Here is a 26,784-nt window from a genome sequence, read left to right on the forward strand (position 1 = left end):
ACCAAGGGGCGGGGTGTTTCACGTGAAACACCCCGCCCCTTGTCGTGCCGCGCCCGTGGGAGCCCGGACAAGAGTCTGGAAGGATGGGGGCGACGATGACGTCGCCCCCAGGTCAGGGACAGCAACGCACACACCCCGCACATCACAAGGAGCGGACGAATGCCCATCGCAACCCCCGAGGTCTACACCGAGATGCTCGACCGGGCGAAGGCAGGCAAGTTCGCCTACCCGGCCATCAATGTGACCTCGACCCAGACTCTGCACGCTGCACTGCGCGGCTTCGCTGAGGCCGAGAGCGACGGCATCATCCAGATCTCGACCGGCGGAGCCGAGTTCCTGGGCGGCCAGTACAACAAGGACATGGTCACGGGCGCCGTTGCCCTGGCCGAGTTCGCGCACATCGTCGCCGCGAAGTACGACATCACGGTCGCGCTGCACACCGACCACTGCCCGAAGGACAAGCTGGACGGCTACGTCCGTCCGCTGCTCGACATCTCCGCCGAGCGCGTCGCCCGTGGCGAGAACCCGCTGTTCCAGTCGCACATGTGGGACGGCTCCGCCGAGACCCTCGCCGACAACCTGGCCATCGGTCAGGAGCTGCTCGCGAAGGCCGCCGCCGCCAAGATCATCCTTGAGGTCGAGATCACCCCGACCGGTGGCGAGGAGGACGGCGTCACCCACGAGATCAACGACGAGCTGTACACCACCGTCGACGACGCCATCCGCACCGCCGAGGCCCTCGGCCTGGGCGAGAAGGGCCGCTACCTGCTGGCCGCGTCCTTCGGCAACGTGCACGGCGTCTACAAGCCGGGCAACGTCGTGCTCCGCCCCGAGCTCCTCAAGGACCTCCAGGCGGGCGTCGCCGAGAAGTTCGGCAAGGTCAACCCGTTCGACTTCGTCTTCCACGGCGGCTCGGGCTCGACGGCCGAGGAGATCGCCACCGCGCTGGAGAACGGCGTCGTGAAGATGAACCTCGACACCGACACCCAGTACGCCTTCACCCGTCCGGTCGTGGACCACATGTTCCGCAACTACGACGGTGTCCTGAAGGTCGACGGCGAGGTCGGCAAGAAGTCCACCTACGACCCGCGCACCTGGGGCAAGCTGGCCGAGGCCGGCATGGCCGTCCGCGTGACCGAGGCGTGTGCCGCGCTGCGCTCGACCGGCACGAAGCTGAAGTAAGTCCACGAGGCTGACGTAAGTCATCCTGTGAACGACGGGCCCGGTACCTCCCGAGGTGCCGGGCCTTCGTGCGTCGACGAGAGGGCGGAGGGCCTGATGTACGACTTCGACCGTGAGACAGACCGGCACGGGACCTGGTCGGTCCAGTGGGACGGGATAGCGGACCGCTTCGGCGTCTCCGACCTGCTCCCCTTCACCATCTCCGACATGGACTTCGCCTCGCCTCCGGAGGTTCTTGCCGCCCTGCGCGACCGCGTCGACCACGGGGTCTTCGGCTACACGGACTGGCGGCTCGGCGACTTCCGGGACGCGATCCGGCACTGGTACGCGAGCCGGTACGCGACCGAGATCGACCCGGGCGCGCTGGTGTACGCGCCGTCCGTGCTCAACCAGCTGTCGCAGCTCCTGCGGATGTGGACGGAGCCCGGCGACGGCGTCGTCGTGCACACCCCCACCTACGACGGCTTCCGCAAGGCCGTCACCGGGCTCGGGCGCGAGCTGCGCGGCGTACCGCTCGGGGACCTCGACGCCCTGGAACGGGAGCTGGCCCGCCCCGACAGCCGGATGTTGCTGCTTTGCTCCCCGCACAACCCGACCGGCCGGGTGTGGACGGAGGAGGAGCTCGCCGCCTTCGCCGAGCTGGCGGAGCGCCACGGCGCGTCCGTCGTCAGCGACGAGATCCACGCCGACCTCACCACCGACGGCCACCGCCACGTCCCGTGGACGCGGGTGGCGGAGCCGGGCCGGGGCCGCCGCTGGGCGCTCGTCACCTCCGGCACGAAGGCCTTCAACTTCCCCGCGCTCTCCGGTTCGTACGGGATCCTCGGCGACCCCGACGCCCGCGAGGCCTTCGTCCGGCGCATGGAGACCGGCGAGGGCCTCGCCTCGCCCGCCGTCCTCTCGCTGACGGCCCACATCGCCGCGTACCGACAGGGCGCACCGTGGCTGGACGAGCTGCGCGGCTATGTCGCGGGCACGATGGAGCTGCTCCGGGAGCGGCTGGCCACGGGCCTGCCCGGCGTCGTCTGGGAGCCCCCGCAGGCCGGCTACCTCGCCTGGATCGACCTGCGGCCGCTCGGGATCGAGGAGACCCGGCTCCAGGAGGAGCTGGTGTCGGTGGAGAAGGTCGCGATCATGCCGGGCGGGGTGTACGGGACGCCGGGCTTCGTCCGGCTGAACGTGGGCTGCCCGAGGAAGAAGGCCGAGCGGGGCGTGGACGCGCTGATCCGGGCGGCGACCCGGCTGCGTACGGCCTGACCGAGACCGGTCGGGCGGGCGGCGGTCAGGCTCCGGATGGCCTGAGGCCGGGTCGTTCGGAGCGCGGTCGCGGCGGCTTCGCGGGACCATGCAGGCATGGGTGAGCGGGACGTACGGATGGCCTCGGGGACCGGCCGGTGGATCTTGTTCACGACCGTCCTCGGCTCCGGGATGGTGCTGCTGGACTCCACCGTCGTCAACGTCGCCCTGCCGCACATCGGCGAGGACCTGGACGCCGACCTCGGCGCGCTCCAGTGGACCGTCAACGCCTACATGCTGACGCTCGCCGGGCTGATCCTGCTCGGCGGGGCGCTCGGCGACCGGTACGGCCGCCGCCGGGTCTTCGTGATCGGGGTGGTGTGGTTCGCGCTGGCCTCGCTGCTGTGCGGGCTCGCGCCGAACACCGGGATCCTGATCGCGGCCCGTGCCCTCCAGGGCGTGGGCGGGGCACTGCTCACACCCGGATCGCTCGCGCTGATCCAGGCCAGTTTCCACGAGGACGACCGGGCCAAGGCGGTCGGTCTGTGGTCCGGCTTCGGCGGGGTGGGCGCGGCGGTCGGGCCGTTCGTCGGCGGCTGGCTGGTGGACGGGCCGGGCTGGCGGTGGGTGTTCCTCCTGAACGTGCCGCTCGCCGCCCTCTGCGTGCCCGTCGCCCTGCGTCATGTGCCGGAGTCGCGGGACGAGACCGCGCACGGCCGTTTCGACGTGCTCGGTGCGGTCCTGGGCGCGGCGGGGCTCGGGCTCGTGACGTACGCGCTGATCGGCGAGGCCTGGTGGGCGGGGGCGGTCGGGGTGGTGCTCGGGGCGGGGTTCGTGGTGGTGGAGCGGCGGCGCGGCGAGCGGGCGATGGCGCCCCCGTCGATCTTCGCGTCCCGGCTGTTCACGTCGGTCAATCTGGTCACCCTGTGCGTGTACGCGGCGTTCGGCGGCTTCTTCTTCCTGGCCGCGCTCCAGCTCCAGGTGGTCTCGGGCTACTCGGCGCTGGGCGCCGGTACCGCGCTGCTGCCGACGACCGTGCTGATGCTGCTGCTGTCGGCGAAGTCCGGGGAGCTGGGGGAGCGGATCGGGCCCCGGATCCCGCTCACGGTGGGGCCGCTGCTGTGCGCGGCGGGGATGCTGCTGATGCTGCGGGTCGGGGAGGACGCCTCGTACGTGCAGGACGTGCTGCCGGCCGTGACGGTGCTCGGTCTCGGCATGACGGCCCTGGTGGCCCCGCTGACCGCGACCGTCCTGGCCTCCGTGGACGTGGCCAGGGCGGGCCTGGCGAGCGGGATCAACAACGCGGCGGCGCGGGCGGCCGGACTGCTCGCGGTGGCCGCGCTGCCGCTGCTGGCGGGGATGGGCCCGGAGGCGTACCTCTCGGCGGAGGAGTTCGACGAGACCTTCCGGCGCGCGATGCCGATGTGCGCGGGGATCCTGGTGGTGGGGGCGGTGCTCGCCTGGACGACGATGCGCACCCCGGCCGTGGGAGCCACGTGCCACCCGGAGTGCCGGGTCCACTGCGGGGTGACGTCACCGCCGCTCGACCCGGGCGAGCGGGACGCCCCGGCCTGAGCCCCGGCACACCCCCTAGGGTGGTCCCCATGGCCATCCACGAGAACCTTCTGGGGGGACCGGCCCCCACCCACCTGCCCGACGACCCGGGGCCGCGCGAACTGCTCGCGAACGGTACGGCGCCGGCGGAGGTCGCCGCGCAGTACCCGACGTCTTCGCTCGCCTGGGCGCAGCTCGCCGACGACGCCTTCGAGGGCGGCCGGGTCGTCGAGTCGTACGCCTACGCCCGTACGGGCTACCACCGCGGCCTGGACTCGCTGCGCCGCAGCGGCTGGAAGGGCCACGGCCCGGTGCCGTGGGAGCACGAGCCGAACCGCGGCTTCCTGCGCGCGCTGCACGCCCTCGCCCGGGCGGCCGGCGCGATCGGCGAGAAGGAGGAGTTCGAGCGCTGCACGACCTTCCTGCGGGACTCCTCGGAGACCGCGGCGGAGACGCTCGGCTGACCTTCCTGTGACGTTCCCGACGGTCTTCCGAACGACCTGATCCATCCCGATTTTCCCCCGTCCCGCCGGGTCGGGGGAAAACGGGACACACCTCTCGTTGCGCCCGAGCACGTTCGAGGATGTTCGAAGAGGGCCGGTACGATCCCGGGGACCGCAGCACCGAGAACGCCGGTTTCCGAGGCCCCACTTCCTCTTCCCCCACACCGGCCGACGCAGGGGAGAAGACTGTCGTGGGCAAGCGTGCCGCACCCGCAGGACGGCGAGGGACACAGAGCCGCCGGCGGGGCAGAGGCAGACGCGGTCCCGTGCGCCGTCTCGCGCTGCCGGTCCTGGTCCTGATGACCGTCGCCCTCGGCGGCGGCGCGGCCCTCGCGCACTTCAACGGTCAGACGACCGACGACTCGGCCGCCCCCGCGCCGCAGGCGACGACCGCGACTGCGGATCCGACGACGGACGCACCCACCCCCCGGCCGACCACGGCGAAGCCGAAACCGAAGCCGAAGGCCACGACGGCGAAGCCGAAACCCAAGCCGACGCCGACGCCGAAGAAGACGACCGTGCCGAAGTCCGGCGCCGGGACCTTCACCACCGCGCAGGCCTCCGGTGACGCGGAGGGCACAGGCGGCTCGCTGCGCCGCTACCGCGTCCAGGTCGAGGACGGCATCGAGCTCTCGGCGCACTCGGCGGCCGCCGAGATCCAGCAGATCCTGGCCCATCCGCGCAGCTGGGCCGCGCACGGCCGGGGCCGTTTCCAGTTGGTCTCGCAGAACGCCGACTTCGTCATCCGGATCGCCACCCCGGACACGGCGGACGCCCTCTGCGCCCAGCAGGGTCTGAACACCCACGGCGAGCTGAACTGCGAGACCACCGACGGCGTCGTGGTGAACCTCAAGCGGTGGATGCTCGGCTCGCCGACCTTCGCGGGGGAGCCGGCCGAGTACCGGCACCTGATCATCAACCACGAGGTGGGGCACGAGATCGGCATCAGGCAGCACATGGGCTGCCCGGGTCCGGGCAAGCTCGCGCCGGCGATGATGCAGCAGATCAAGGGTCTGAACGGCTGCCGTTCGAACGCATTTCCGTATGACGAAGACGGGAGCTACATCACGGGCCCGATCGTGTCATGATGCCGTTGGGACGGCGCGCGACGAAGCACGCCTCCCGAGGGGACCGGGGCTCCCGTGCCGCAGGGAAGTACGCGCGGGCGGTGGAGCAGACCGCTACCCGGTAGTTCGTATCGAGGAGACAGAAATGTCACTCCCCCCGGGTTCTCCCCATTCCGGAGCCGGTTCGGTCGACCCGAACCTCGACTTCGCGGGTACCACGCCGTACGAGGACTACGTCCAGGCGGACGTCCTCACCCACCTCCAGCACCTCCGCTCGGACGACCCGGGCGAGATGGTCTTCCTGGTCACCACCCAGGTCATGGAGCTGTGGTTCACGGTCATCGTCCACGAGTGGGAGACCGCGAGCCGCGCCCTGCGCGAGGACCGCGTCCCCGTCGCGATGGACGCGCTCAAGCGCTCGGTGCGCGAGCTGGAGGCCCTGAACCACTCGTGGCGGCCGCTCGCCCAGCTCACCCCCGGCCAGTTCAACGCCTACCGGGCCGCGCTCGGCGAGGGCTCCGGCTTCCAGTCGGCGATGTACCGCCGCATGGAGTTCCTGCTCGGCGAGAAGTCCGCGTCGATGCTCGTCCCGCACCGGGGCGCGCCCCGCGTCCACGCCGAGCTGGAGAAGGCGCTCCAGGAGCCGAGCCTGTACGACGAGGTCCTCGGCCTGCTGGCCAGGCGCGGTCTGCCCGTGCCGCAGTCGGTCCTCGGCCGTGACCTCGCGCAGCGGTACGAGCCTTCCCCGGCGGTCGAGGCCGTCTGGGCCGGGATCTACGCGGACACCGACCAGAACACCGAGCTGGTCCGGCTCGGCGAGGCCCTCAGCGACGTCGCCGAGCTCGTCTGGCGATGGCGCAACGACCACCTGGTGGCGACCCGGCGCGCGATGGGCGCGAAGACCGGCACCGGCGGTTCGGCGGGCGTGGCCTGGCTGGAGAAGCGGGCCCAGAAGAACGTGTTCCCGGAGCTCTGGACGGCGCGCAGCCATGTCTGACCTCCTCAAGGGCAGGGCCCTGGAACTCGACGCCGCCGACGGCCTCGCGAAGTACCGCGAGAAGTTCGCCCTCGACGCCGGGACCGTCTACCTCGACGGCAACTCGCTCGGCGCGCTGCCCGCGCACGTCCCGGCCCGCATGGCCGACGTGATCACCCGTGAGTGGGGCGAGCTGCGCATCCGCTCCTGGGACGAGTCGGGCTGGTGGACCGCGCCCGAGCGGATCGGCGACCGGATCGCCCCGATCGTCGGCGCCGCCCCCGGGCAGATCGTGGTCGGCGACTCGACGAGCGTGAACGTCTTCAAGGCGGTCGTCGCCGCGGCCCGGATCAACGGCGACGAGCGGGACGAGATCCTCGTCGACGCGACGACCTTTCCCACGGACGGGTACATCGCGGAGTCCGCGGCGCGCATGACGGGTCACGAGATCGTGGCGTGCGACCCGGCCGACATGGCGGACGCAGTGAGCGACCGGACGGCCCTCGCGCTCGTCAACCACGTCGACTACCGGACGGGTCGGCTCCAGGACCTGCCGGGCCTCACCGCCGCGCTTCACGCGGCGGGCGCGCTCGCCGTCTGGGACCTGTGCCACAGCGCGGGCGCCCTGCCCGTCGGCCTGGACGCCCACGGGGTCGACCTGGCCGTCGGCTGCACCTACAAGTACCTGAACGGCGGCCCCGGTTCGCCCGCGTACCTGTACGTCGCCGAGCGCCACCAGGCGGCCTTCGACTCGCCGCTGCCCGGCTGGAACTCGCACACGGACCCGTTCGCGATGACCCCCGGGTACGAGGCGGCCGAGGGCGCCCTGCGGGGCCGCGTCGGGACGCCGGACATCCTCTCCATGCTGGCGCTGGAGTCGGCGCTCGACGTGTGGGACGGCGTCGCGATCGAGGACGTGCGCGCCAAGTCCCTCGCGTTGACGGACTTCTTCCTGGAGTGCGTCGCCGCCTACGCGCCCGCGGGCCGGGTCGTCCCGGTGACGCCGGGAGCGCGCGCCGAGCGCGGCAGCCAGACCGCGCTGAGCTGCGAGAACGCGCCCGCCGTGATGGCGGAGCTGATCAAGCGCGGGGTCGTCGGCGACCTGCGCCGCCCGGACGTGCTGAGGTTCGGCTTCACGCCGCTGTACGTGGGCTTCGCGGACGCGGAGCGCGCGGCCCGGATCCTCGCGGAGGTCCTGGCCGACCTCCCCGCCTGAGGGTGACCGTCCGATGATCGCCTGATCTGCGGGGGCTCCGGTGCTGGTACCGTCCCCGCAGGTCAGGCCAATTCGGCCGCGTCACCGAGAGGTTGGAACAGCATGCCGGACCCCGCCGCGCGCGATGCCGCCGAAGAAGCGTCGGCCTTCTCGCACCCGGCCGTCGCCCCGGACGCCTCCGCCGCGTACGGCGACCACCCGGACCAGGTGGTCGACTTCTACGCCCCGCGCGACGGCCGCACCCGGGCCCCGCTCGTCGTCGCCCTGCACGGCGGCGCGTGGCGGGCGCCGTACGACCGGCAGCATCTGACCCCGTTCGTGGACTTCCTGGCCCGCCGCGGCTTCGCCGTCGCCAGCGTCGAGTACCGGCGCGGCAGCGACATCCCCCGCCAGGGCGGTACGGCCCCGGTCGCCGGGCGCTGGCCGGAGACCTTCGACGACGTGGCCGCCGCGCTCGACGCCGTACCGGCGCTGGCCGCCGCACACCTGCCGCAGGCGGACACCGCCCGGATCGTCCTCACCGGCCACTCCGCCGGCGGGCACCTCGCCCTCTGGGCCGCGGCCCGCCATGTCCTGCCCGCCGGCTCCCCCTGGCGGCTGCCCGCCCCGCCCGCGCTGCGCGGGGTCGTCGCCCTCGCCCCGATCGCCCACTTCGAGCGGGCGGTGGAGCTCGGCGTGTGCGGCGGCGCGGTCACCGAACTCCTCGGCGGCGAGGCGGAGTACGCGCACCGGGCGGCCTTCGCGGACCCGGCCGTCCTCCTCCCGACGGGCATCGCGACCACGATCGTCCAGGGCCGCGAGGACGTCGTCGTCCCGCACACGGTCGCCGAGGCGTACGCGGAGGCGGCGGCGAAGGCCGGCGAGGAGGTCGGCTTCACGCTTCTCGAAGGCGTCGGCCACTTCCCGCTGATCGACCCGGCGGCGGACGCGTGCGCGGTGGTCTCTGAGGAGATCGCCCAGCTGGCCTGGTGACGGACACGTAGTCCTCAGGGGGGACGGCGGAGGATCCGCATCGAGCGGGACGACCGGGTCCCCCGCCGCCCGTACCGTGGAGCGCGTGACCGAGACACGGACCTCCGAGACGAGCCGCAGCCCCGAGCTCCACCTGGTGCAGGTGGCCATCGGCGGGCTGCGCCAAGAGCTCTTCCATGACGCCTTCGCCTACCGACCGCTGCCGCGCATGGACGTGAACAGCGGGCCGACCCGCTTCCTGCCGGAGCGGATACGCATCTTCGCGGGGTTGCTCCCGCACGCATTCGTCGCGTTCTGCGCCGTGATCGTCTTCGCTCTGGGATACGACCGGATCTACTACGCCTTCGGCGTGTCGGCGCTCGTGATCACCTGCCTGCCGGCCGCGATCGTGCTGCTCACCCTGGTCCGGCCGATCCTCGCCTTCTGGGCTTCGCTCGGTGCGGCCCCCTTCGTCGGGTACGTCGGCGGTTTCGACGGCGGCTGGCCCTGGACGGGGGCATGCCTCGTCGGCCATGTGGTGGTCCTCGGCGTGGTCGCCGCCCGCACCCGGCCCCGTACCGCTGTGTGGATGTGGCTCGTGACGGCCGCCTACTGCCTTTTCGCCGAGATGTTCCTCGGCATGGGCCGCAGCTCCGTCTCGGTCCCGCTGCTCTTCGTCTCGGCCCTCGTCCTGCTCACCGTCTCCATGATCCAGGTCCGCCGCCAGGCCGACCGCGAGGTCACCGCCCAGCAGACCGTCACCGCCCAGGAGATCTCCAAGCGGACCGTCCTCGAAGAGCGCACCACCATCGCCCGTGAGCTCCACGACGTCGTCGCCCACCACATGTCGGTGGTCGCCATCCAGGCGGAGGCCGCGCCCTACCGGGTCGATAACCCGCCGCCGGAGCTGGAGCAGGCCTTCCTCACCATCCGCGAGAACGCCGTCGCCGCGCTGACCGAGCTGCGCCGCATCCTCGGGGTCGTCCGCGCCGAGGACTACGAGGCCCCCGACGCCCCGCAGCCGACCCTCGGCGACCTCGACGCACTCGTCCGCAACGTCACCGAGGCCGGGCTCGACGTCGAGAAGACGGTGACCGGCGCGGTGCGCGAGCTGCCGCAGGGCGTGGAGCTCTCCGCGTACCGGATCGTCCAGGAGGCCCTGTCGAACGTCCTGCGCCACGCGCCCGGCGCGGCGGCGAAGGTCGAGGTCAGCTATGTCCTCGGGGGGCTCGGGCTGCGCGTCGCCAACGGGCCCGCGCGCGGTCTCGTGAAGCCCTCGCCCGGAGCCGGGCACGGCATCACCGGCATGCGGGAGCGGGTGACCATGCTGGGCGGCGAGATGACCGCCGAGGTCACGGCCGACGGCGGCTACGAGGTGGCGGCCTTCATCCCCGTGAGCCGTGAAGAGACCCGTGACGAGACCCGTGAGGAGGCCGGGGAATGAGCATCAAGGTGCTGATCGTCGACGACCAGATGATGGTCCGCGAGGGCTTCTCCGTCCTGCTCGGCGCGATGCCCGACATCGAGGTCGTCGGCGAGGCCGTCAACGGCCGGGAGGCGATCTCCCAGGTCGCCGCCCTCCGCCCGGACGTCGTCCTCATGGACATCCGGATGCCCGAGCTGAACGGCATCGACGCCACGCGGGAGATCGTCGCCGCCGACGAGGACGCGAAGGTCCTCGTCCTGACCACCTTCGACCTCGACGAGTACGTGTACCAGGCGCTGCGCGCCGGGGCCTCCGGCTTCCTCCTCAAGGACGCCTCGGCCCGGCAGCTCGCGGAGGGCGTGCGGGTCGTCGCGGCCGGCGAGGCGCTGCTCGCGCCGACCGTCACGAAGCGGCTGATCACCGAGTTCGCCAAGGCACCCGGCAGCTCCCCGCGCCCGCCGGCGATGGCGCAGATCGGGGAGCTGACGGAGCGGGAGACGGAGGTGCTCGTGCTCATCGCGCAGGGCCTGTCGAACGTCGAGATCGCCGAGCACCTCGTCGTCGCCGAGTCCACGATCAAGACGCACGTGAGCCGCATCCTGGTGAAGCTGGGGCTGCGCGACCGGACGCAGGCGGCGGTCTTCGCGTACGAGGCGGGTCTGGTGCGTGTCGGCGGCTGACGGCCCGTTCGGAGGTAGCGTCCGGTCATGAACGCCATGGACGCTGTTGATGTCGACGCCGTGTACGACCCCTGGTCCCCCGGGTTCGTCGCCGATCCGTACCCCGCCTACGCCCGGCTGCGCGCCGCCGGTCGCGCGCACTGGCACGGTCCCACCCGGCAGTGGCTGATCCCGCACTACGAGGACGTGTCGGCGCTCCTCCGAGACCGGCGGCTCGGCCGGACGTACACGCACCGGTTCACCCACGAGGAGTTCGGGCGGGAGGCGCCGGCCGCCGCGTACGAGCCCTTCCACACGCTCAACGACCACGGGCTGCTCGACCTGGAGGCGGCCGACCACGGCCGGATCCGGCGGCTCGTGTCGAAGGCGTTCACGCCGAGGACGGTGGAGAACCTGGCGCCGACGGTACGGCGGCTCGCCGCCGGGCTCGTCGGCGACCTGGTCGCGCAGGGCGGCGGCGATCTGCTCGCCTCGGTCGCCGAACCCCTCCCCGTCGCGGTGATCGCCGAGATGCTGGGCGTCCCGGAGGACGACGAGGAGCGGGGGCGGCTGCGGCCTTGGTCGGCGGCGATCTGCGGGATGTTCGAGCTGAACCCCTCGGAGGAGACGGCCCGGCGGGCGGTGACGGCCTCGATCGAGTTCTCGGACTACCTGCGGGAGCTGATCGCGCGGCGCCGGAAGAGCCCCGGGGACGACCTGATCTCGGGCCTCGTCGCGGTGGAGGGGCTGACGGAGCAGGAGATGATCTCCACCTGCGTCCTGCTCCTGAACGCGGGCCACGAGGCCACCGTGAACACCACGGTCAACGGCTGGTGGACGCTCTTCCGCAAGGGTGTCCGTCCGGATCCCGAAAAGTTGTCCACAGCTGTGGAGGAACTTCTGCGGTACGACACCCCGCTCCAGATGTTCGAGCGCTGGGTCCTCGACGACATCGAGGTCGGCGGCCAGGTCATCCCGCGCGGCTCCGAGGTCGCCCTCCTCTTCGGCTCCGCCAACCGCGACCCGGCCCGCTTCGGCCCGACGGCCGACGAGCTCGACCTCACCCGCGCCGACAACCCCCACATCACCTTCGGCGCGGGCATCCACTACTGCCTCGGCGCCCCGCTCGCCCGCCTCGAACTGGAGGCGGTCTTCGGCGAATTGCTGCGCCAGGCGCCGGGCCTGCGGCTCGCGGCGGAGCCCGTGTGGAAGCCGGGGTACGTGATCCGGGGCTTCGAGGAGCTGCTCGTGGAGGTGTGAGGCCTGCCGCCGTACGGGGCGGGGCCCGCCGTCAGTTCGTCTCCACGTCCCGGCGGCGCAGCCCCGCCAGGCCCATCGTGACCAGGGCCGCTGCCAGGGCGGTCAGGGTCAGGGCCGGGAGCCAGGCCGGGTCCTGCCCGGGGAGCTTCGGCAGGTGGCCGAAGGGGGAGAGGTCCAGGACCGCCTGCGGCAGGTCCAGCGCCGGGCCGATCCAGCCGAGGGCCAGGCAGACCCCGGCCGCGCCCCACGCGGCGGGCGCGGCCTTCGGGACGGCGCCCCAGAGGAGGACGGCGAGCCCGGCGAGGGTCCACACCGCCGGGAGCTGGACGAGCGAGGCGCCCAGGACCGGACCGAGGTCCCGCCCGTAGGAGAGGGCGAGGCCGAGGCCGGCGAGGACCAGGATCAGGGCCGAGCCGCCGAAGGCGATCACCAGGTGGCTGGCGGCCCAGCGGATCCGGCCGACCGCGTTCGCGAGGAGCGGTTCGGCGCGGCCGGAGGTCTCCTCGCCGTGCGCCCGCAGCACCGACCCGACGGCGAAGAGCGCGGCGATCATCCCGAAGAGGGAGACCATGGTGGCGAGGAAGGCGTTCGTCAGCCCGCTCTGCCCGCCCATCCGCTCGAAGATCTCGCGGGCCTGCGCGTTGTCGCCGACGATGTCGGCCGCGCCCTCGACCATCCCGCCGAAGACGAGCCCGCCGAGCAGGAAGCCGAGCGACCAGCCGAGGAGCGAGCCGCGCTGGAGCCGCCACGCGAGCGCCCCGGCCGAGGCCAGCCGTCCCTCCGCCGGGCCCGGCCGGGTCGCGAGGAAGCTCGCGCCGACGTCCCTGCGGCCGGTCAGCGCGTACGCCACCGCCGTCTGGACCAGGACGGCCGCGCCGATCAGGAGCAGCACCCACCAGCGTTCGCCGGCGAAGGCGCGGACGTTCTCGGCCCAGCCGAAGGGGGAGAGCCAGGTCAGGACGGAGTCCCCGGAGGCCGTACCGGCGTCGCCGGCCGCCCGCAGGACGAAGGCGAGACCGAGGACGGCCGCCGCCAGGCCCCTGGCGAGGCGGGCGCTCTCGGTGAGCTGCGCGGTGAGGGCGGCCAGGGTCGCGAAGACCATGCCGGTGCCGCCGACGGCGAGGCCGAGGGCGAGCGCCCCGGCCGCGCCCTGTCCGGCGAGCCCCGCCGTGACGATGAGGGCGACGGCGCCGTTGAGGGCGAGCGCGGCGAGGAGGGCGGCGGTGAGCGGGGCGCGGCGGCCGACCGCTCCGGCGGAGAGCATCTCCTGGCGGCCCGTCTCCTCCTCGTCGCGGGTGTGGCGGACGACGACCATCAGGCTTGCCACGGCGGCGAGGACGGCGGCGAACATGCCGAAGCGCCAGGCGACGAGCCCGCCGAGGGAGTCGCTGAAGACCGGCCCGTAGAACGAGCGCATCGAGCTGTTGGCGGTCATGGAGGCGGCGACCTCGGCGCGCTCGGCGGCCGTGCCGTACAGCCCCTCCATCGAGCCGGCGCCACTGGCGACGATGCCGCCGGTCACGACGGCCCAGAGCGGGATCATGAGCCGGTCGCGGCGCAGGGCGAGCCGGGTGAGGGTCCCGGTGCCGGTCACGCTGGTCATCGCAGGGCCCCCTCTTCCGCGTAGTGGCGGAGGAAGAGCTCCTCCAGCGTGGGCGGGGTGCTGGTCAGGCTCCGGACTCCCGACCCGGTCAGGGACCGCAGGACGGCGTCGAGCTTGTCGGTGTCGACCTGGAGCTTCACCCGGTGTCCCGTCACGGCCAGGTCGTGGACGCCGGGGAGGTGGGCGAGCCCGTTGGGCGGGGAGGCGAGGTCGGCCGTGACACTCGTACGGGTCAGGTGGCGCAGCTCCGCGAGCGAGCCGGACTCGACGATCCGGCCCTTGCGGACGATGCTGACCCGGTCGCAGAGGGTCTCCACCTCGCTGAGGATGTGCGAGGAGAGGAGCACCGTCCGGCCGCGCTCCCGCGCCTCGGTGACGCAGCTCTGGAAGACCTCCTCCATCAGCGGGTCGAGGCCGCTGGTCGGTTCGTCGAGGACGAGCAGGTCGACGTCGGAGGCGAAGGCGGCGACGAGGGCGACCTTCTGGCGGTTGCCCTTGGAGTAGGTGCGGCCCTTCTTGGTGGGGTCGAGCTCGAAGCGCTCGATCAGGTCGGCGCGCCGGGACCGGTCGAGGCCGCCGCCGCGCAGCCGCCCGAACAGGTCGATGACCTCGCCGCCGGAGAGGTTGCGCCAGAGCGTCACGTCGCCGGGGACGTACGCGATGCGGCGGTGCAGCGCGACGGCGTCCTGCCAGGGGTCCCGGCCGAGGACGGCGGCGGCGCCGGAGTCGGGGCGCAGCAGGCCGAGGAGGACGCGGATGGTGGTGGACTTCCCGGCGCCGTTGGGGCCGAGGAAGCCGTGGACCTCGCCGGCCTCGACGGCGAGGTCGAGACCGTCCAGCGCGTGGGTGCGCCCGAAGGACTTGTGGAGTCCGGCGACGCTGATTGCCTTCGTCATGCTTCTGAACGTACGATACTTTCACAAACTTGTGAAGTTAAGGAAGCGTATAAAGTCGGGGTGGTAAGACGAGCGAGGGAGACGATGACCGGCATGAGCAGCACCGAAGGCGCCGAAGGGACCGAGGTCGACGACGCGGCGGCCTCCCGCTTCGTCGAGCGCTTCGCCGCCGAGATGACGGAGGCCGGCATGCAGCGCATGGCGTCCCGGGTCTTCGCGGCGCTCCTCGCCTCCGAGACGGCCTCCATGACCTCGGCCGAGCTCGCCGAACAGCTCCGGATCAGCCCGGCGGCGGTCTCCGGCGCGATCCGCTACCTCAACCAGGTCAGCATGGTCAGCCGCGAGCGCGACCCGGGCACGCGCCGCGAGCGGTACGTCCTCCACAACGAGCTCTGGTACGAGACCTTCACCCGCCGCGACCAGGTCCTGACCCGCTGGGAGAAGGTCCTCCGCGACGGCGTGGAGACGCTCGGCCCGGACACGGCGGCGGGCCGGCGGACCGCCGAGACGGCCGACTTCTTCGCGTTCCTCCAGACGGAGATGCTGGGGATCATGGACCGCTGGCGGGCCCACAAGGAGGGTCAGGCGGGCGGCTGAGGGGCCTCCACGCCCGGTGCCAGCCACTCCAGCTGCCCCTCGAAGTCGGCACTGCCCGCCTCCCAGAGCGGCTCCGCGGGCCACAGCGGCCGCCCGTCGACCCAGGGGACGACGACCGGCAGACCGGAGTCCGCCCGGTCGAGCCAGCCGTGCAGCTCCACGGAGCCGGTGGGCGCGGAGGGCAGCGCGTCGGACGGCCGAAGCATCAACAGGCCGTCGGGCAGGTCGTCCGGCCGCTCGCCGTCCGGGAACAGGAACAGGCTCGGCCGCCCGCCCGCAGGGCCGTGCAGCAGCACGTACCGCCGGGTGGCGGGCCGGGGAGCGGTCGCGGCCCGGGCGAGGCGGCGGGCGGCGGGGCGGCCGGTGGTCAGCAGCCGGTAGCCGGAGACCACGAACGTGCCGAGCATCATCATCCCGAAGGTGTACGCAGCGATCTCGGGGCCCCCGTCGAGGTCGGTCGGCGTCAGCACGCCGAGGAGGACCGCGCAGACGACCCCGGAGATCAGCACCTCACCCAGTCCGGAGCCCTGGCGCAGACTCCGCACCCGCCACCAGGGCACGGCCCGGACGTCCGCCTCCGGGCGGTGCGCGCGGGCCGGCGCGACGACCTCACGCGCGGCCTCGGCGGCGAGCAGGGCGTACGTCGGGGATGGCGCGGTACCGGCTTCGTCGAGACTCACGGGCGGAGCGTAGCCCGGAGGCGGGGCCGCGGGGGAGGGGGTCGTGGACGGGAGCGACAGGACGCCGGGACCCCGGCTCGCCGCGCCGCGTCAGACCGCCGCCTGCGGGCTCCTCGGCACCGGACGGTCCAGCAGGCCCTCCGCCCGCGCCACGATCCGGCGCCGCCCGGCTTGCCCCCGTACCGGCCTCATCCAGACCAGCTCCCCGCCCCCGGGAGGCGCGATCACACCGCCCAGTCGAGGGTCCCCGCACCACCACAGCACCCCGTCCGGACCCGGCACTACGGGTCCGAACCGCTGCCGTACGGACGGCAGCGTCAGCGGCCACAGCTCGCCGGTGCCCGGGGAGGCCAGTACGACGGTCTCCGCGTGCCAGGGACGGGCCACAGGCAGGGCCGTGTGCGCCGACCACGTCCCGACGCCGAGGACGTGCCGCATCCGCTTCGCGATCGACCGGGCGTTGACGCCGATGCCCAACGTGGGGAGAGCGAACAGCACGAGCCAGCCGATCGCGGCGGGCGTCCACGAGCCCGAGAACAGCAGACCGACGCCGACGGCGAGGACGAGCAGCACCGCGCCGATGACCGTCAGCCTGACCGCCCTCCGCCGGTACCGCTCCAGCGCGTCGGCCGTCTCCGGCAGATCGAGCGCACGTGCCACCGCAAGCCCCTCTCGCCCCACGAGCTCCCACCAGCCACTCCAGCCCCACACGCGAGGCTAGAGCCCGGCGGACTCCCGGGGAAGCATCAGCCCCCACGCTCCCGCCCGGGCCGTCCACGTCCGGCGGCGGACCGGGCCCGTGACGCGACCGTCCGCGCGGTAGCGGAAGTCCGGGCCCGAGACCGTGAGTGTGCGGGCCAGCGCCTGGTGGTCCGGCGGCCGGTCGTCCGGCGACGGGTGGGCCGGGTGGACGGTGACCTCCGCCGTGCCGGCGACCGAGCGGACCGAGACGCCCTCCACCGGCGTGTCCACGTCCGCGAGGAGCACCCCGTCCGCCTCCACCCGCAGCCGGTGCGTGCGGACCGCGAGGGCCGTCGGGGCCGGGCGGACCAGCGTGCGGACCAGGGAGCGGCAGGTGCCCCACACGGACGAGGTCGGCGCGGCCAGGGTGCGGAGGGCCGGTACGCCGGGGATGCAGAGGTCGCCGAGGACGACCCCGTCGCTGTCGTCGACCAGCAGGTCGAGGCGGCGTACCGCCCCGTCGAGGACCGCCCGCGCCGCCGCCGGGGTGGAGCGCGGCACGCCGAGCGCGTGCGCCAGTTCCAGGGCGTCCGGCGGGCCGATCGGGACGAGGGACAGCGCCCCCTCGGCGAGCTCCCGCTCCCGGTGCAGCAGCGTCACCGTACGGAGCAGCGCGCGGTCGTCGCCGAGCACCACGGGGTGCCGGGAGCCGCGCCGGGCCAGGGCCCGGGTGAATTCCTCCGGGCTGTCCGGCAGGCAGATCTTCGCTTCCGCGCGCGCCGACAGGACATCCTTCGCGATCCGTACGGACTCGCCGTCACTTCGGCGGGCGACCGGGTCGACGATGACCAGCAGCTGGTCGTGATCCGACACCTCGGTCCTTCCTCGGGTAGCATCTTTGTGCAAGAGCCCCTTGCGCTATTGCGCCAGGGGCTTCGTCTATTCCGGGGCACACCGGTGAGGCGGCCTCGGCCCCTGACCTTGGACATGCCCCACCCGGAAGGGGTGTACGCCTGTGCCCGCACTTGTGCTGCTCGGTGCTCAGTGGGGTGACGAGGGCAAGGGAAAGGCCACCGATCTCCTCGGTGGATCCGTTGACTATGTAGTGCGTTACCAGGGCGGCAACAACGCCGGCCACACCGTCGTCGTAGGCGACCAGAAGTACGCGCTGCATCTTCTCCCTTCCGGAATCCTCTCGCCGGGGTGTACCCCGGTGATCGGAAACGGTGTCGTCGTCGACCCGGCGGTCCTGCTCTCCGAGCTGAGTGGACTGAACGAGCGCGGCGTCGACACGTCGAAGCTCCTGATCAGCGGTAACGCTCACCTGATCACCCCGTACAACGTCACCCTCGACAAGGTGACGGAACGGTTCCTCGGCAAGCGCAAGATCGGTACCACCGGTCGCGGCATCGGGCCGACGTACGCCGACAAGATCAACCGCGTCGGCATCCGGGTCCAGGACCTGTACGACGAGTCGATCCTGGTCCAGAAGGTCGAGGCGGCGCTGGAGGGCAAGAACCAGCTCCTCGCCAAGCTGTACAACCGCCGCGCGATCGACGCCGCCCAGATCGTCGAGGAGATGCTCCAGTACGCGGAGCAGATCAAGCCGTTCGTCGCGGACACCACGTTGATCCTCAACAAGGCGCTCGACGACGACAAGGTCGTGCTCTTCGAGGGCGGCCAGGGCACCCTGCTCGACGTCGACCACGGCACGTACCCCTTCGTCACCTCCTCGAACCCGACCGCGGGCGGCGCCTGCACCGGCGCCGGCGTGGGCCCGACGAAGATCAGCCGGGTCATCGGCATCCTCAAGGCGTACACGACCCGTGTCGGCGCCGGCCCGTTCCCGACGGAGCTCTTCGACGCGGACGGCGAGGCGCTGCGCCGCATCGGTGGCGAGCGCGGTGTCACCACCGGCCGTGACCGTCGCTGCGGCTGGTTCGACGCGGTCATCGCCCGTTACGCGACCCGCGTCAACGGCCTGACGGACTTCTTCCTCACCAAGCTCGACGTGCTGACGGGCTGGGAGCAGATCCCGGTCTGCGTCGCGTACGAGATCGACGGCAAGCGCGTCGAGGAGCTGCCCTACTCGCAGACCGACTTCCACCACGCGAAGCCGATCTACGAAATGCTGCCGGGCTGGTCCGAGGACATCACCGGGGCGCAGACCTTCGCCGACCTGCCGAAGAACGCGCAGGCGTACGTGAAGGCCCTGGAGGAGATGTCGGGCGCCCCGATCTCCGCGATCGGCGTCGGCCCCGGCCGCACCGAGACGATCGAGATCAACTCCTTCCTGTAGGAGTACGCACGAGGAAGGGCCCGCACTCCGGCGACGAACCGGTGTGCGGGCCCTTCGTCATGTCCGTCAGCCGTCCAACTTCGTGTCCCGGCCGACCTTCTCCCAGGCCGTGAGGTCGCCGCGCACCTGCTCCAGGTGGCCCAGGATCGCGTCGATGGAGTCGTCGCCGAGGGCGAGCCGCAGCGGGGGCTCGTCGGCGTCCAGGGCCTTGAGTACCGCCGCCGCGGCCTTCGCCGGGTCGCCCTCCTGCGTACCGCCCCCGGTCTCCACGAACGCCCGCGTCCCGCCCACCGTGTCCGCGTAGTCGGCGATGCCGTCGCCGCTGAGGCTGTGGTTGCCGAACAGGCTCGTACGGAAGGCGCCCGGCTCCACGATCAGGACCCGGATGCCGAGCGGGCCGACCTCGGCCGCGAGCGCCTCCGACATGCCCTCCAGGGCGAACTTGGTCGCGCTGTACGCGCCGAAGCCCGCCATCGACGCCTGCCCGCCGACGCTGCTGAGCTGCACGATCGCGCCCGAGCGGCGGGCCCGCATGTGCGGCAGGACGGCCCGCGTGAGGGCGGCCGGGCCGAAGACGTGCAGGTCGAAGAGGGACCGCAGCTCGGCGTCGACGGTCTCCTCGACCGAACCGACGTGCGTGCGGCCCGCGTTGTTGACGAGGACGTCGATGCGGCCGTGCCGCTCCGCGGCCTCCGCGACGACCCGGTCGACCGCCGCCGCGTCCGTGACGTCCAGGGCGACCGCGTCCACCTGGTCGGGGTGGGCGGCGACCAGGTCGTCCAGGGTCCCGGGGCGGCGGGCGGCGGCGACCACGACGTCGCCGGCGGCGATCGCGGCCTCGGCGAAGGCCCGCCCGAATCCGCTGTTGGCGCCCGTGATCAACCAGACCTTGCTCATGTCCGTACTCCCTCGCGGCTGTTCCGTGCTGACGCAACAAGCCTGCGCCGGACGCCCTTTGGCCGTCCAAGACCTGCCGTGATAACCCATGGGCATGACCACCAGCGATGTGCACGGCCGCGACCTGAGGTACTTCCTCGCGGTCGCCGAGGAGCTCCACTTCACCCGCGCCGCCGAGAAGCTGTACGTGTCCCAGCCGGCGCTCAGCAAGCAGATACGGGCCCTGGAACGGCAGCTCGGCGCCCCCCTCTTCGACCGCGACCGGCGGGGCGTCGCCCTCACCCCCGTCGGTACGGCCCTGCTGCCGCACGCCCGCGCCGCGCTCGCCGCCTGGGAGGAGGGCCGGGAGGCGGTGCGGCGGGCGCGGGAGGCCGCGGACGGCACCCTCGTCGTCGGCATGAGCACCAGCCCCGGGCGGGGCGGCCTGCTGCCCGCGATCCGCTCCCGCTTCACCGAGGCCCACCCCGGGGCCCGGCTGAAGCTGCGCCAGGTGGCCTGGGACGACCCGACGGCCGGCCTGGCCGAAGGCGGCAGCGACGTCGCCTTCGTCTGGCTTCCGCTGGCGGGCGCGGACCGGTTCCGCTGGGTCGTCGTGGCCACCGAGCCCCGGCTCGTCGCGCTCTCCGAGGCCCACCCGCTGGCCGCGCGCGAGAGCCTGGACTTCGCCGACCTCCTCGACGAGCCCTTCCTCGCCCTGCCCGACACCGGACCCGAACTGCGCGACTACTGGCTGGCGTTGGACTCCCGGGGCGGGTGCCCGCCGGTGATCGGCGCCGAGATCGGCGGGGTGGACGAGACGTACGAGGCGCTCGCGGGCGGCCTCGGTATCTGCCTGGTCGCGGCCGGGAACGTACCGCTGCTCGCCCGCGAAGGCGTCGCGATCCGCCCCGTCAGCGGCGTCGCCCCGAGCCGTCTCGTCCTCGCCTGGCGGGCCGACGATACCCGCCCCCTGGTGCGCGGCTATGCCCGCGCGGCGGCCGAACTCCGCCCTCAGGAGGCCTGAACTCGCCTTGTGAGTAAGGGGAGTTGAGCGCTTAATGAGTCTCCACTCACGTGCGGTTCCGTCCCAGGGGGAAGCATGGACACGACCGGACCTCTCGTCACACCGCCGCCGCCGCCGAACCGGCCACCCGCTCCGCCGCCCGGCGACGTCAGCATCATCGACGTGAGCGTCAGCAAGCGCCTGCTGTGGGTGAACCGCGCGTGCTATCCGCTGGGGAACATCGCCCGCGTCCACACGTACGTCGTCGTGCCCGACCGCTGGGCCGCCGTGAAGCGGTTCCTGACGATCGTGCTCATCCCGGTTCTGGTGCTGTCCGTGGCCGCCGCCGGCTCCGGCGAGGGCGTGGACATCGCCCGGTTCGTCAGCCTCGTGGTCCTTGTCTACGCCCTCGCGGACATGCTGATCATTCTCTTCCGGCCGGAGCACTCGGTCCTGGCCATCGAGACCACGGGGGCGGCGATCGCGCTGCTCACCAGCCGCGACGCGAGCGTGCTCGCGGATCTCGTCCGCCGGATCGCGCTCGCGATCGAGAACCCGGACGCGGATTTCCACGTCCAGGTGGAGCAGCTGACGGTCAACATGAAGAACTACACCGGGGACACCGTCAACATCGTCGGAGGCCGCGACCACAAGGGGATCGTGAAGTGATGTCCGGGGACAACCACGGCGGAAACAACCACGGTAGCGGCGACGTGGTGAACATCTTCGGCGGCCAAGGTCACACGGGCATCGTCAACAACCCCGCCCCGCCCCAGCAGCAGCCCGCCTTGGAGGCGGCGCTGCGGACCGTCGTCGAGCTCATGGAGCAGCTGCGTGCCGACGTGGGGCCCGAGGACCGGCGCTCCTTCGACGAGGCGCTGCCCGTGCTCGAAGCCGACGCCGCCGACCCGGCCGTCGAGACGCCGGTACGGCGCCGGGCGCTACTGGCCGTCGCGGGCATCGCCGCGCTGCTCGGGACGGCCGGCGCCTCGCTCCTGGACGCTGCCCGGGCAGCGCTGGAACTACTCGGTGTAGGCGGCTAGGTCCTCTCCAGGGGGTGTGCTCACGCAGGGTGTTCGGGTGCCCCGGCCCCGAGTTGCCGACTCGGGGCCACGGGAGAAGAGTGGGTCCTGTGATTCCTGTGCACCGTTGAGTCGTGGAACTCCGGTCATCTTGGGCCGCCTTCGCGGGTCGGCCCTCAAGGGACGAACCAGCAAACTGATAGCACCTGGATTCACCATGACCACATCCGCCCAGCGACGAGTCGTCCGGGCTGCGAGCGCGTCGATCCTGGCTGCCGGCTTGGCCTTGTCGGCAGGTATGAGTGCCATGGCGGCACCTGCCGCCGCCCCGGCACAGGTCCAGACCGTGGCAAGTGGCCTGAACGAGCCGGTACCTCCTCCCGGCGAGGGGGAGCCGGTGCCGCCGCCTCCGGCCGAGGAGGTCCCGCCGCCCGCCGAGGAGGTGCCGCCTCCGGCCGAGGAGGTCCCGCCGCCCGCCGAGGAGGTGCCGCCTCCGGCCGAGGAGGTGCCGCCGCCCGCCGAGGAGGAAGTGCCGCCTCCGGCCGAGGAGGAGGCGCCGCCGCCCGGTGAGGAGGAGGCACCGCCTCCCGCCGAGGGCGAGGCGGAAGTGCCGCCCGGCGCGGGCGAGGAAGCGCCTCCCGCCGAGAACGGAGTACCTCCGGCGCAGACACCTGACGAGATCAAGAAGCAGGTGGAGACCAGCATCAACGGCTCCAGCCTCTCCGCGGCGGACAAGGCCAAGGTCCAGAAGTCGCTGGACGACGTCCTCAAGGTCCTCAACGACGGCGCGGCAACGGCGGAGCAGAAGGCCGAGGCCACGGCCATCGCGAAGGGTCTCGGCGAAGCCCTGAGGCTCAGCAAGGACCCGGGCACGTCGACGGCGGACCAGGAGAGGTACGCCAAGCTCGCGGTCGGCCTCAGCGAAGCGCTGCAGAAGGCCAACGACCCGTCGCTTCCCATCGACGAGCAGGACGCGTACTACGAGGTCTTCCTGGACCTGAACGACATCCTCGCCGGTCTCACGGCCGAGAACCTGACGCCGGCGGACAAGATCTACTACTCCAAGTGGGCGGACCTGCTCCTCGGCGGTCTGCTGGCCGTCCAGCAGCCGGGGACCGCGCCGACGGAGCCGGAGGACAAGAAGAAGGTCCAGGAGCAGTTGAAGAAGAACTCCGCGGCGCTGAAGACGTACCAGAACCCGGAGGCCTCCGAGGAGGAGAGGGCCGCCGCCAAGCAGACGCTCGACGAGCAGGCCGCCGCGACGACGAACGACAAGTACCAGGAGCTCGTGGCGGAACTCAAGCGCCTGAAGGCGCCGCAGGCCTGCCTCGACGTCGTCCAGAACCGCACGCAGCAGGCCGGTTGGCCGGACGGATCCCTGTGGGGTCTGACCGACAAGTCCTGTGCCGCCACGGTGAAGGCGGGTGCCGCGGACACCAACAGCGAATGGAACGACCTCTTCACCTGCGTCACGACTCAGGCGTTCTCCACCTGCACGGCCCGCATCCCCGAGTAACCGCTACAACCCCTACAACCGCAGGAACTCACCTGGCTCCGCGTCGATCATCGGATAGACGAGGAGCCGGTCCTTGCCCTCCCACTTGTCCGCGACCAGATAACTGGCCCCGGCCTCGGGGCACTCGGCGTCCGAGCTGCCCGCGTCCTTGGCCTGTGGGCCGACGACGAGGAGGTCGCCGACGCCCGCGAGGACGGCGGTGGAGCCGCAGCTGACGATGTCGGTGGTGATCTCACCGGCGTCGTTCATGCGCGGGAAGACGTCGGTGAAGCGGACCAGCTGGGTGCCGATCGGGCCCTGGCTGACCGTGACTTCCGTCCTGTAGCGGTCGTCGTTGTCGCCGTAGATCTCCGGCATGGGCTTGCTGCGCCAGCGGCCGAGGAAGCGGGCCGGGACGACGGCGGTGCCGGTGGGCGCCTTGCGGAAGGTGGCCTTCGCGGCGCCCGAGGTCCACTCCAGGACGTCGGGGGAGCGCAGGGTGAGGGTCTGGTGGGCGGCGGGGGTGCAGCGCTGGGCGGGCATGCTGCTCGTGACGTCGGACTCGCCGTAGACGACCTTGTCCTCGTCGGCGGAGACGAGCCGGGAGCGGCCCATGCAGAGCCGTCCTTCGGAGACCTGGACGTAGACGGCGTTCTTGGCGCCGGCCGCGCCCTGGGTGATCTCGATGCGGGCGGTCTCGCGGGGGTGGTCGGCGGTGCCCTGGATGACGCCTTCCCAGGCGCCGAGGAAGCCGCCGGGGACGATCCCGGCCGGCCGGGCGGAGACGCCGTCGGTCTGGCCCTTGCCGCGGTTCTTCTGCTCGTCGCCGCCGGTGTTCGGGTCGGGCCAGAAGGTGTACGTGGCGGTGGCCGCGGCGGCCACGACCAGCGTCGCCAGGGCGGCGATCAGGGCCGTACGCCGACGGGGGCGCGGTGCGGTGCGGGCGGTGGGCGGCAGGGGAGTGGCGGGCGTCGGGTCACCGGCGGCCGATCCCCCGGCTACGGCAGCGGCAGCCACCGAGGCTCCCCCGGACCCCGTCCCGACCCCCGTCGCGGCCTCCGCCTCCAGGAGGCGGGCCGCGTGGCGGCCGAGCCGGGCGAGGACGTCCGCCGGGAGCCAGGGGTCGGCGACCGGAAGCGTCTCGACGATCTCGGTCGCCGAGGGGCGGGCCTCCGGGTCCTTGGCGAGGCAGGCCCGGATGAGGCCGGAGAGCTCCGGCGCGAGGTCCGTCAGGTCGGGCTCGTCGTGGGCGATGCGGAACATCGTGGCGTGGACCCCGCTGTCGGCCGTCCCGAAGGGGGAGCGGCCGGTCGCCGCGTAGGCGAGGACGGAGCCGAGGCAGAAGACGTCCGACGCGGGCGTGACGCGGTCGCCGCGGACCTGCTCGGGCGACATGAAGCCGGGGGAGCCGACGACCGCGCCGGTGGTGGTCAGCCCGCCGCCGTCGGCGACCGTGTCGACGGCGCGGGCGATGCCGAAGTCGATGAGCCGGGGCCCGTCGACGGTCAGCAGCACGTTGGACGGCTTGAGGTCGCGGTGGACGAGCCCGGCGTCGTGGATGTGGACGAGGGCGCGGGCGAGCCCGGAGGCCAGTGTCCGTACGGTCGCGGGCGGCAGCGGCCCGAACTCGTCGCCGACCACGGTCCGCAGCGAAGGACCCGGTACGTACCCGATGGCCACCCACGGGGCTCCGGCGGTCGTGTCGGAGCCGAGCACGGGCGCGGTGCCCGTCCCGCCGACCCGCTCCAGGGCGGCGACCTCGCGGGCGAACCGCCGCCGGAACTCCTCCTGGGCGGCCAGCTCGGCGTGCACGACCTTCACCGCGACCGTCCGGCCGCCGGCCGAGCGCGCGAGGAACACCCGGCCCATCCCCCCGACCCCGAGACGGCCGATCAGACGGAACGGACCGATGCTGACCGGGTCTTCCGCGTTCAATGGCTCCACGGCGACGAGCATGCCAGACCGCGCGTCAGCCGTCCCCTACGGACGCCAGCAGCCGTCCCCTACGGACGCCATCACCCGTCCCGTACGGACGCCATCAGCCGGCCCCGCAGATCCGTAGCCCCTTCGGGGTGGAGCAGGGCAGATGGCCGTGGGTGAGGACGACGTCCTGGCCGCTGCCCCGGATCAGGTAGTTGAGGAAGCTGGAGGTCAGGGAGTCGGCCGGCGGCCGGCCCCAGGTGTAGGCGTACTCGATCTCCCGGTACGGGTAGCTGGACTCGCCGATCTCCTCGACGACGGGTCTGCGCCCGTCGATGGCGACCCGGTGCAGCCCCTTCAGGCCGCTGCCGCTGCGGAGTTCGGTGTAGCCGATGGCGCCGGGAAGCCTGGCGACGGTCGACAGGACCTGTTCGGTGGAGTCGAGTTCGCAGCGGACCACCACGGAGGCGGGGTCGTCGATGTTCTGGCAGTCGAGGGAGGAGTTGGCCAGCTCGTTGCGGCCGAGGACCCGGCGCTGGAACACCTCCCTGGTACCGGAGTTGGCGTCCCTGCTGATCAGCCGGACCGGCTGGTCGAGGCTGGGGACCAGCTCCTTCCAGTTGGTGATCTCGCCCCGGTAGAGGCGGCGGATCTCGTCCAGGGTGAGGCTCTCCACGGGGATCCCGTCGTTGAGGACGAGCGTGAAGAGGGAGACCGCGACCATGCTCTCCCGCAGCTGCGGATAGCCGCCCGGCTTGCGCCCGTCGGAGAGGGCGACGACGGCGGGGGAGCCCTTGGCGGACTTCGCCCCGGACGCTTCCAGCTCCCGTATCCCGGCGGTCGAGCCGTGCGCGGTCACGTTCACCGTCGAGCCCGCGCAGTCCTTCTCGTACTTCCTCGCCAGCTCCCGTACGACCGGTGCGAAGGCCGTCGAGCCGGTGACGGTGAGGGTGCCCCTGGCGCAGCCGATCGGGGGCGGGGTCTGCTCGCGGACGATGATCGCGGCGAGCGCGACGACACAGACGGTGAGGACGACGGTGACCGTGCGGGCGACCCGGCTGAAGACGGGCGGCTTGTCGTCGGGGGTCGTGCTGTGGTTGACGTGGACGTGCCCCTCGGCGATGTTGCCGTCGACCGAGACCGGGTCGTCGATCGGGCCGCCGGTGAGCAGGACGAGCAGCTTGTAGTGGGCGCCGCGGTTGAGCGGGACCTTGGGCAGCAGGATGGTGGCGTCGCCCTCCGCCGGGCCCACCCAGCTGTCGGAGAAGTGGCTGAGCAGCCGGGGATGGTCGGGAGCGGTCACGACGACCGCCTGCACCCGGCGGCGCTCGAACTCGACCGTGAGTCCGTGGTCGTCACCGTCCGTGTAGTGGTCGGCGCCGATGGACAGGGCCCCGTCGTTCTCGATCCGGAGCAGGACGAGGGTGGCGTCCCTCAGGGCCGGGGTCGCGTTGAAGAACCCGCGCCGCACGGCCGCGCCGGGGCCGGTCGCCGCCCCGTTCGTCGCGGCGTTCCCGATGGTCGTGTCGAGCTGGACGCGGTAGCCGATCCGCCGCTGGTGCGGCACCCGCCGCTCGTACCAGACGGCACCGGTGGAGACGAGGACACCGAGGAGGGCGGTGACCAGGGCGATGAGGTTCTCAGCGGTGAGCCAGTCCACCCGCGCGACAGTACGCACGTGT

General features: G+C 72.5%; 25 protein-coding genes. 17 read left to right on the plus strand and 8 right to left on the minus strand.

Annotated elements, in window-relative coordinates; all coding sequences use genetic code 11:
- Positions 1–159 precede the first annotated feature (159 nt).
- From fbaA to OG357_RS20720, 11 genes are all read left to right on the plus strand, one after another.
- A complete protein-coding gene (fbaA, locus tag OG357_RS20670) occupies positions 160–1,182 on the plus strand; it encodes a class II fructose-bisphosphate aldolase (RefSeq protein WP_125747118.1) in 1,023 nt (340 codons plus the stop codon).
- Between the two features lie 96 nt (positions 1,183–1,278).
- On the plus strand, positions 1,279–2,439 hold the full coding sequence (locus OG357_RS20675) for a MalY/PatB family protein (RefSeq protein WP_329622557.1): 1,161 nt from the start codon (positions 1,279–1,281) through the stop codon (positions 2,437–2,439).
- 96 nt (positions 2,440–2,535) lie between these two features.
- The gene (locus OG357_RS20680; protein WP_329622558.1) at positions 2,536–3,993 is read left to right on the plus strand and encodes an MFS transporter; all 1,458 of its coding nucleotides are present in this window, start codon (positions 2,536–2,538) and stop codon (positions 3,991–3,993) included.
- A gap of 29 nt (positions 3,994–4,022) precedes the next feature.
- On the plus strand, positions 4,023–4,436 hold the full coding sequence (locus tag OG357_RS20685) for a DUF3151 domain-containing protein (RefSeq protein ID WP_317596825.1): 414 nt from the start codon (positions 4,023–4,025) through the stop codon (positions 4,434–4,436).
- A 305-nt stretch (positions 4,437–4,741) separates the two neighbouring features.
- A complete protein-coding gene (locus OG357_RS20690; RefSeq protein ID WP_329622559.1) occupies positions 4,742–5,563 on the plus strand; it encodes a DUF3152 domain-containing protein in 822 nt (273 codons plus the stop codon).
- A gap of 124 nt (positions 5,564–5,687) precedes the next feature.
- The gene (locus OG357_RS20695; protein WP_329622560.1) at positions 5,688–6,539 is read left to right on the plus strand and encodes a tryptophan 2,3-dioxygenase family protein; all 852 of its coding nucleotides are present in this window, start codon (positions 5,688–5,690) and stop codon (positions 6,537–6,539) included.
- Positions 6,532–7,734 carry a kynureninase gene (kynU, locus tag OG357_RS20700; protein WP_329622561.1) on the plus strand — a complete coding sequence of 401 codons (1,203 nt, stop codon included), beginning with the start codon at positions 6,532–6,534 and terminating at the stop codon, positions 7,732–7,734. Before OG357_RS20695 ends, kynU begins: the two co-directional genes overlap by 8 nt.
- Before the next feature lie 102 nt (positions 7,735–7,836).
- Complete coding sequence (locus OG357_RS20705) at positions 7,837–8,706, plus strand: alpha/beta hydrolase (RefSeq protein WP_329622562.1); 870 nt, start codon at positions 7,837–7,839, stop codon at positions 8,704–8,706.
- 76 nt (positions 8,707–8,782) lie between these two features.
- Entirely contained in the window at positions 8,783–10,129 is a 1,347-nt protein-coding gene (locus OG357_RS20710) for a sensor histidine kinase (RefSeq protein ID WP_329622563.1), read from the plus strand.
- On the plus strand, positions 10,126–10,791 hold the full coding sequence (locus OG357_RS20715; protein ID WP_329622564.1) for a response regulator transcription factor: 666 nt from the start codon (positions 10,126–10,128) through the stop codon (positions 10,789–10,791). Before OG357_RS20710 ends, OG357_RS20715 begins: the two co-directional genes overlap by 4 nt.
- A 36-nt stretch (positions 10,792–10,827) precedes the next feature.
- Positions 10,828–12,030 carry a cytochrome P450 gene (locus OG357_RS20720; RefSeq protein WP_329625644.1) on the plus strand — a complete coding sequence of 401 codons (1,203 nt, stop codon included), beginning with the start codon at positions 10,828–10,830 and terminating at the stop codon, positions 12,028–12,030.
- A 31-nt stretch (positions 12,031–12,061) separates the two neighbouring features.
- Here OG357_RS20720 and OG357_RS20725 read toward each other — a convergent pair whose 3' ends face one another.
- Entirely contained in the window at positions 12,062–13,633 is a 1,572-nt protein-coding gene (locus OG357_RS20725; RefSeq protein WP_329622565.1) for an ABC transporter permease, read from the minus strand.
- Positions 13,630–14,529 (minus strand): ABC transporter ATP-binding protein, encoded by a 900-nt coding sequence (locus OG357_RS20730; RefSeq protein WP_329622566.1) that lies wholly within the window; start codon positions 14,527–14,529, stop codon positions 13,630–13,632. The genes OG357_RS20725 and OG357_RS20730 overlap by 4 nt, the downstream gene beginning before the upstream one ends.
- A gap of 84 nt (positions 14,530–14,613) precedes the next feature.
- Here OG357_RS20730 and OG357_RS20735 point away from each other — a divergent pair, with 84 nt between their 5' ends.
- Positions 14,614–15,126: a GbsR/MarR family transcriptional regulator gene (locus OG357_RS20735; RefSeq protein WP_329622567.1), complete on the plus strand. Its 513-nt coding sequence runs from the start codon at positions 14,614–14,616 to the stop codon at positions 15,124–15,126.
- Here OG357_RS20735 and OG357_RS20740 read toward each other — a convergent pair.
- The 3 genes from OG357_RS20740 to OG357_RS20750 form a co-directional block, all read right to left on the minus strand.
- Positions 15,111–15,806 (minus strand): hypothetical protein, encoded by a 696-nt coding sequence (locus tag OG357_RS20740; RefSeq protein ID WP_329622568.1) that lies wholly within the window; start codon positions 15,804–15,806, stop codon positions 15,111–15,113. The genes OG357_RS20735 and OG357_RS20740 overlap by 16 nt on opposite strands.
- A gap of 90 nt (positions 15,807–15,896) precedes the next feature.
- Entirely contained in the window at positions 15,897–16,466 is a 570-nt protein-coding gene (locus OG357_RS20745; protein WP_329622569.1) for a hypothetical protein, read from the minus strand.
- A gap of 57 nt (positions 16,467–16,523) precedes the next feature.
- A complete protein-coding gene (locus OG357_RS20750; protein ID WP_329622570.1) occupies positions 16,524–17,360 on the minus strand; it encodes a diacylglycerol kinase in 837 nt (278 codons plus the stop codon).
- A 142-nt stretch (positions 17,361–17,502) separates the two neighbouring features.
- Here OG357_RS20750 and OG357_RS20755 point away from each other — a divergent pair, with 142 nt between their 5' ends.
- Entirely contained in the window at positions 17,503–18,786 is a 1,284-nt protein-coding gene (locus OG357_RS20755) for an adenylosuccinate synthase (protein ID WP_329622571.1), read from the plus strand.
- Between the two features lie 66 nt (positions 18,787–18,852).
- On the opposite strand, the gene OG357_RS20760 is transcribed toward OG357_RS20755, so the two are convergent.
- Complete coding sequence (locus OG357_RS20760) at positions 18,853–19,683, minus strand: oxidoreductase (RefSeq protein ID WP_329622572.1); 831 nt, start codon at positions 19,681–19,683, stop codon at positions 18,853–18,855.
- Between the two features lie 88 nt (positions 19,684–19,771).
- Between OG357_RS20760 and OG357_RS20765 the strand changes: the two genes are divergently transcribed.
- The 4 genes from OG357_RS20765 (at position 19,772) to OG357_RS20780 (ending at position 23,203) form a co-directional block, all read left to right on the plus strand.
- Entirely contained in the window at positions 19,772–20,686 is a 915-nt protein-coding gene (locus tag OG357_RS20765) for a LysR family transcriptional regulator (protein WP_329622573.1), read from the plus strand.
- Between the two features lie 75 nt (positions 20,687–20,761).
- The gene (locus OG357_RS20770; protein ID WP_329622574.1) at positions 20,762–21,334 is read left to right on the plus strand and encodes a DUF6232 family protein; all 573 of its coding nucleotides are present in this window, start codon (positions 20,762–20,764) and stop codon (positions 21,332–21,334) included.
- Complete coding sequence (locus OG357_RS20775) at positions 21,334–21,708, plus strand: hypothetical protein (RefSeq protein ID WP_329622575.1); 375 nt, start codon at positions 21,334–21,336, stop codon at positions 21,706–21,708. Before OG357_RS20770 ends, OG357_RS20775 begins: the two co-directional genes overlap by 1 nt.
- Positions 21,709–21,994: 286 nt before the next feature.
- Positions 21,995–23,203, plus strand: coding sequence for a hypothetical protein (locus OG357_RS20780; protein ID WP_329622576.1), 1,209 nt, complete (start codon positions 21,995–21,997; stop codon positions 23,201–23,203).
- 12 nt (positions 23,204–23,215) lie between these two features.
- Here OG357_RS20780 and OG357_RS20785 read toward each other — a convergent pair whose 3' ends face one another.
- Together OG357_RS20785 and OG357_RS20790 are read right to left on the minus strand one after the other, a co-directional pair.
- The gene (locus tag OG357_RS20785; RefSeq protein ID WP_329622577.1) at positions 23,216–25,126 is read right to left on the minus strand and encodes a serine/threonine-protein kinase; all 1,911 of its coding nucleotides are present in this window, start codon (positions 25,124–25,126) and stop codon (positions 23,216–23,218) included.
- Positions 25,127–25,220: 94 nt separating this feature from the next.
- Complete coding sequence (locus OG357_RS20790) at positions 25,221–26,762, minus strand: substrate-binding domain-containing protein (protein ID WP_329625645.1); 1,542 nt, start codon at positions 26,760–26,762, stop codon at positions 25,221–25,223.
- Positions 26,763–26,784 lie beyond the last annotated feature (22 nt).

This window comes from Streptomyces sp. NBC_01255, assembly GCF_036226445.1.
Taxonomy (GTDB): Bacteria; Actinomycetota; Actinomycetes; order Streptomycetales; family Streptomycetaceae; genus Streptomyces.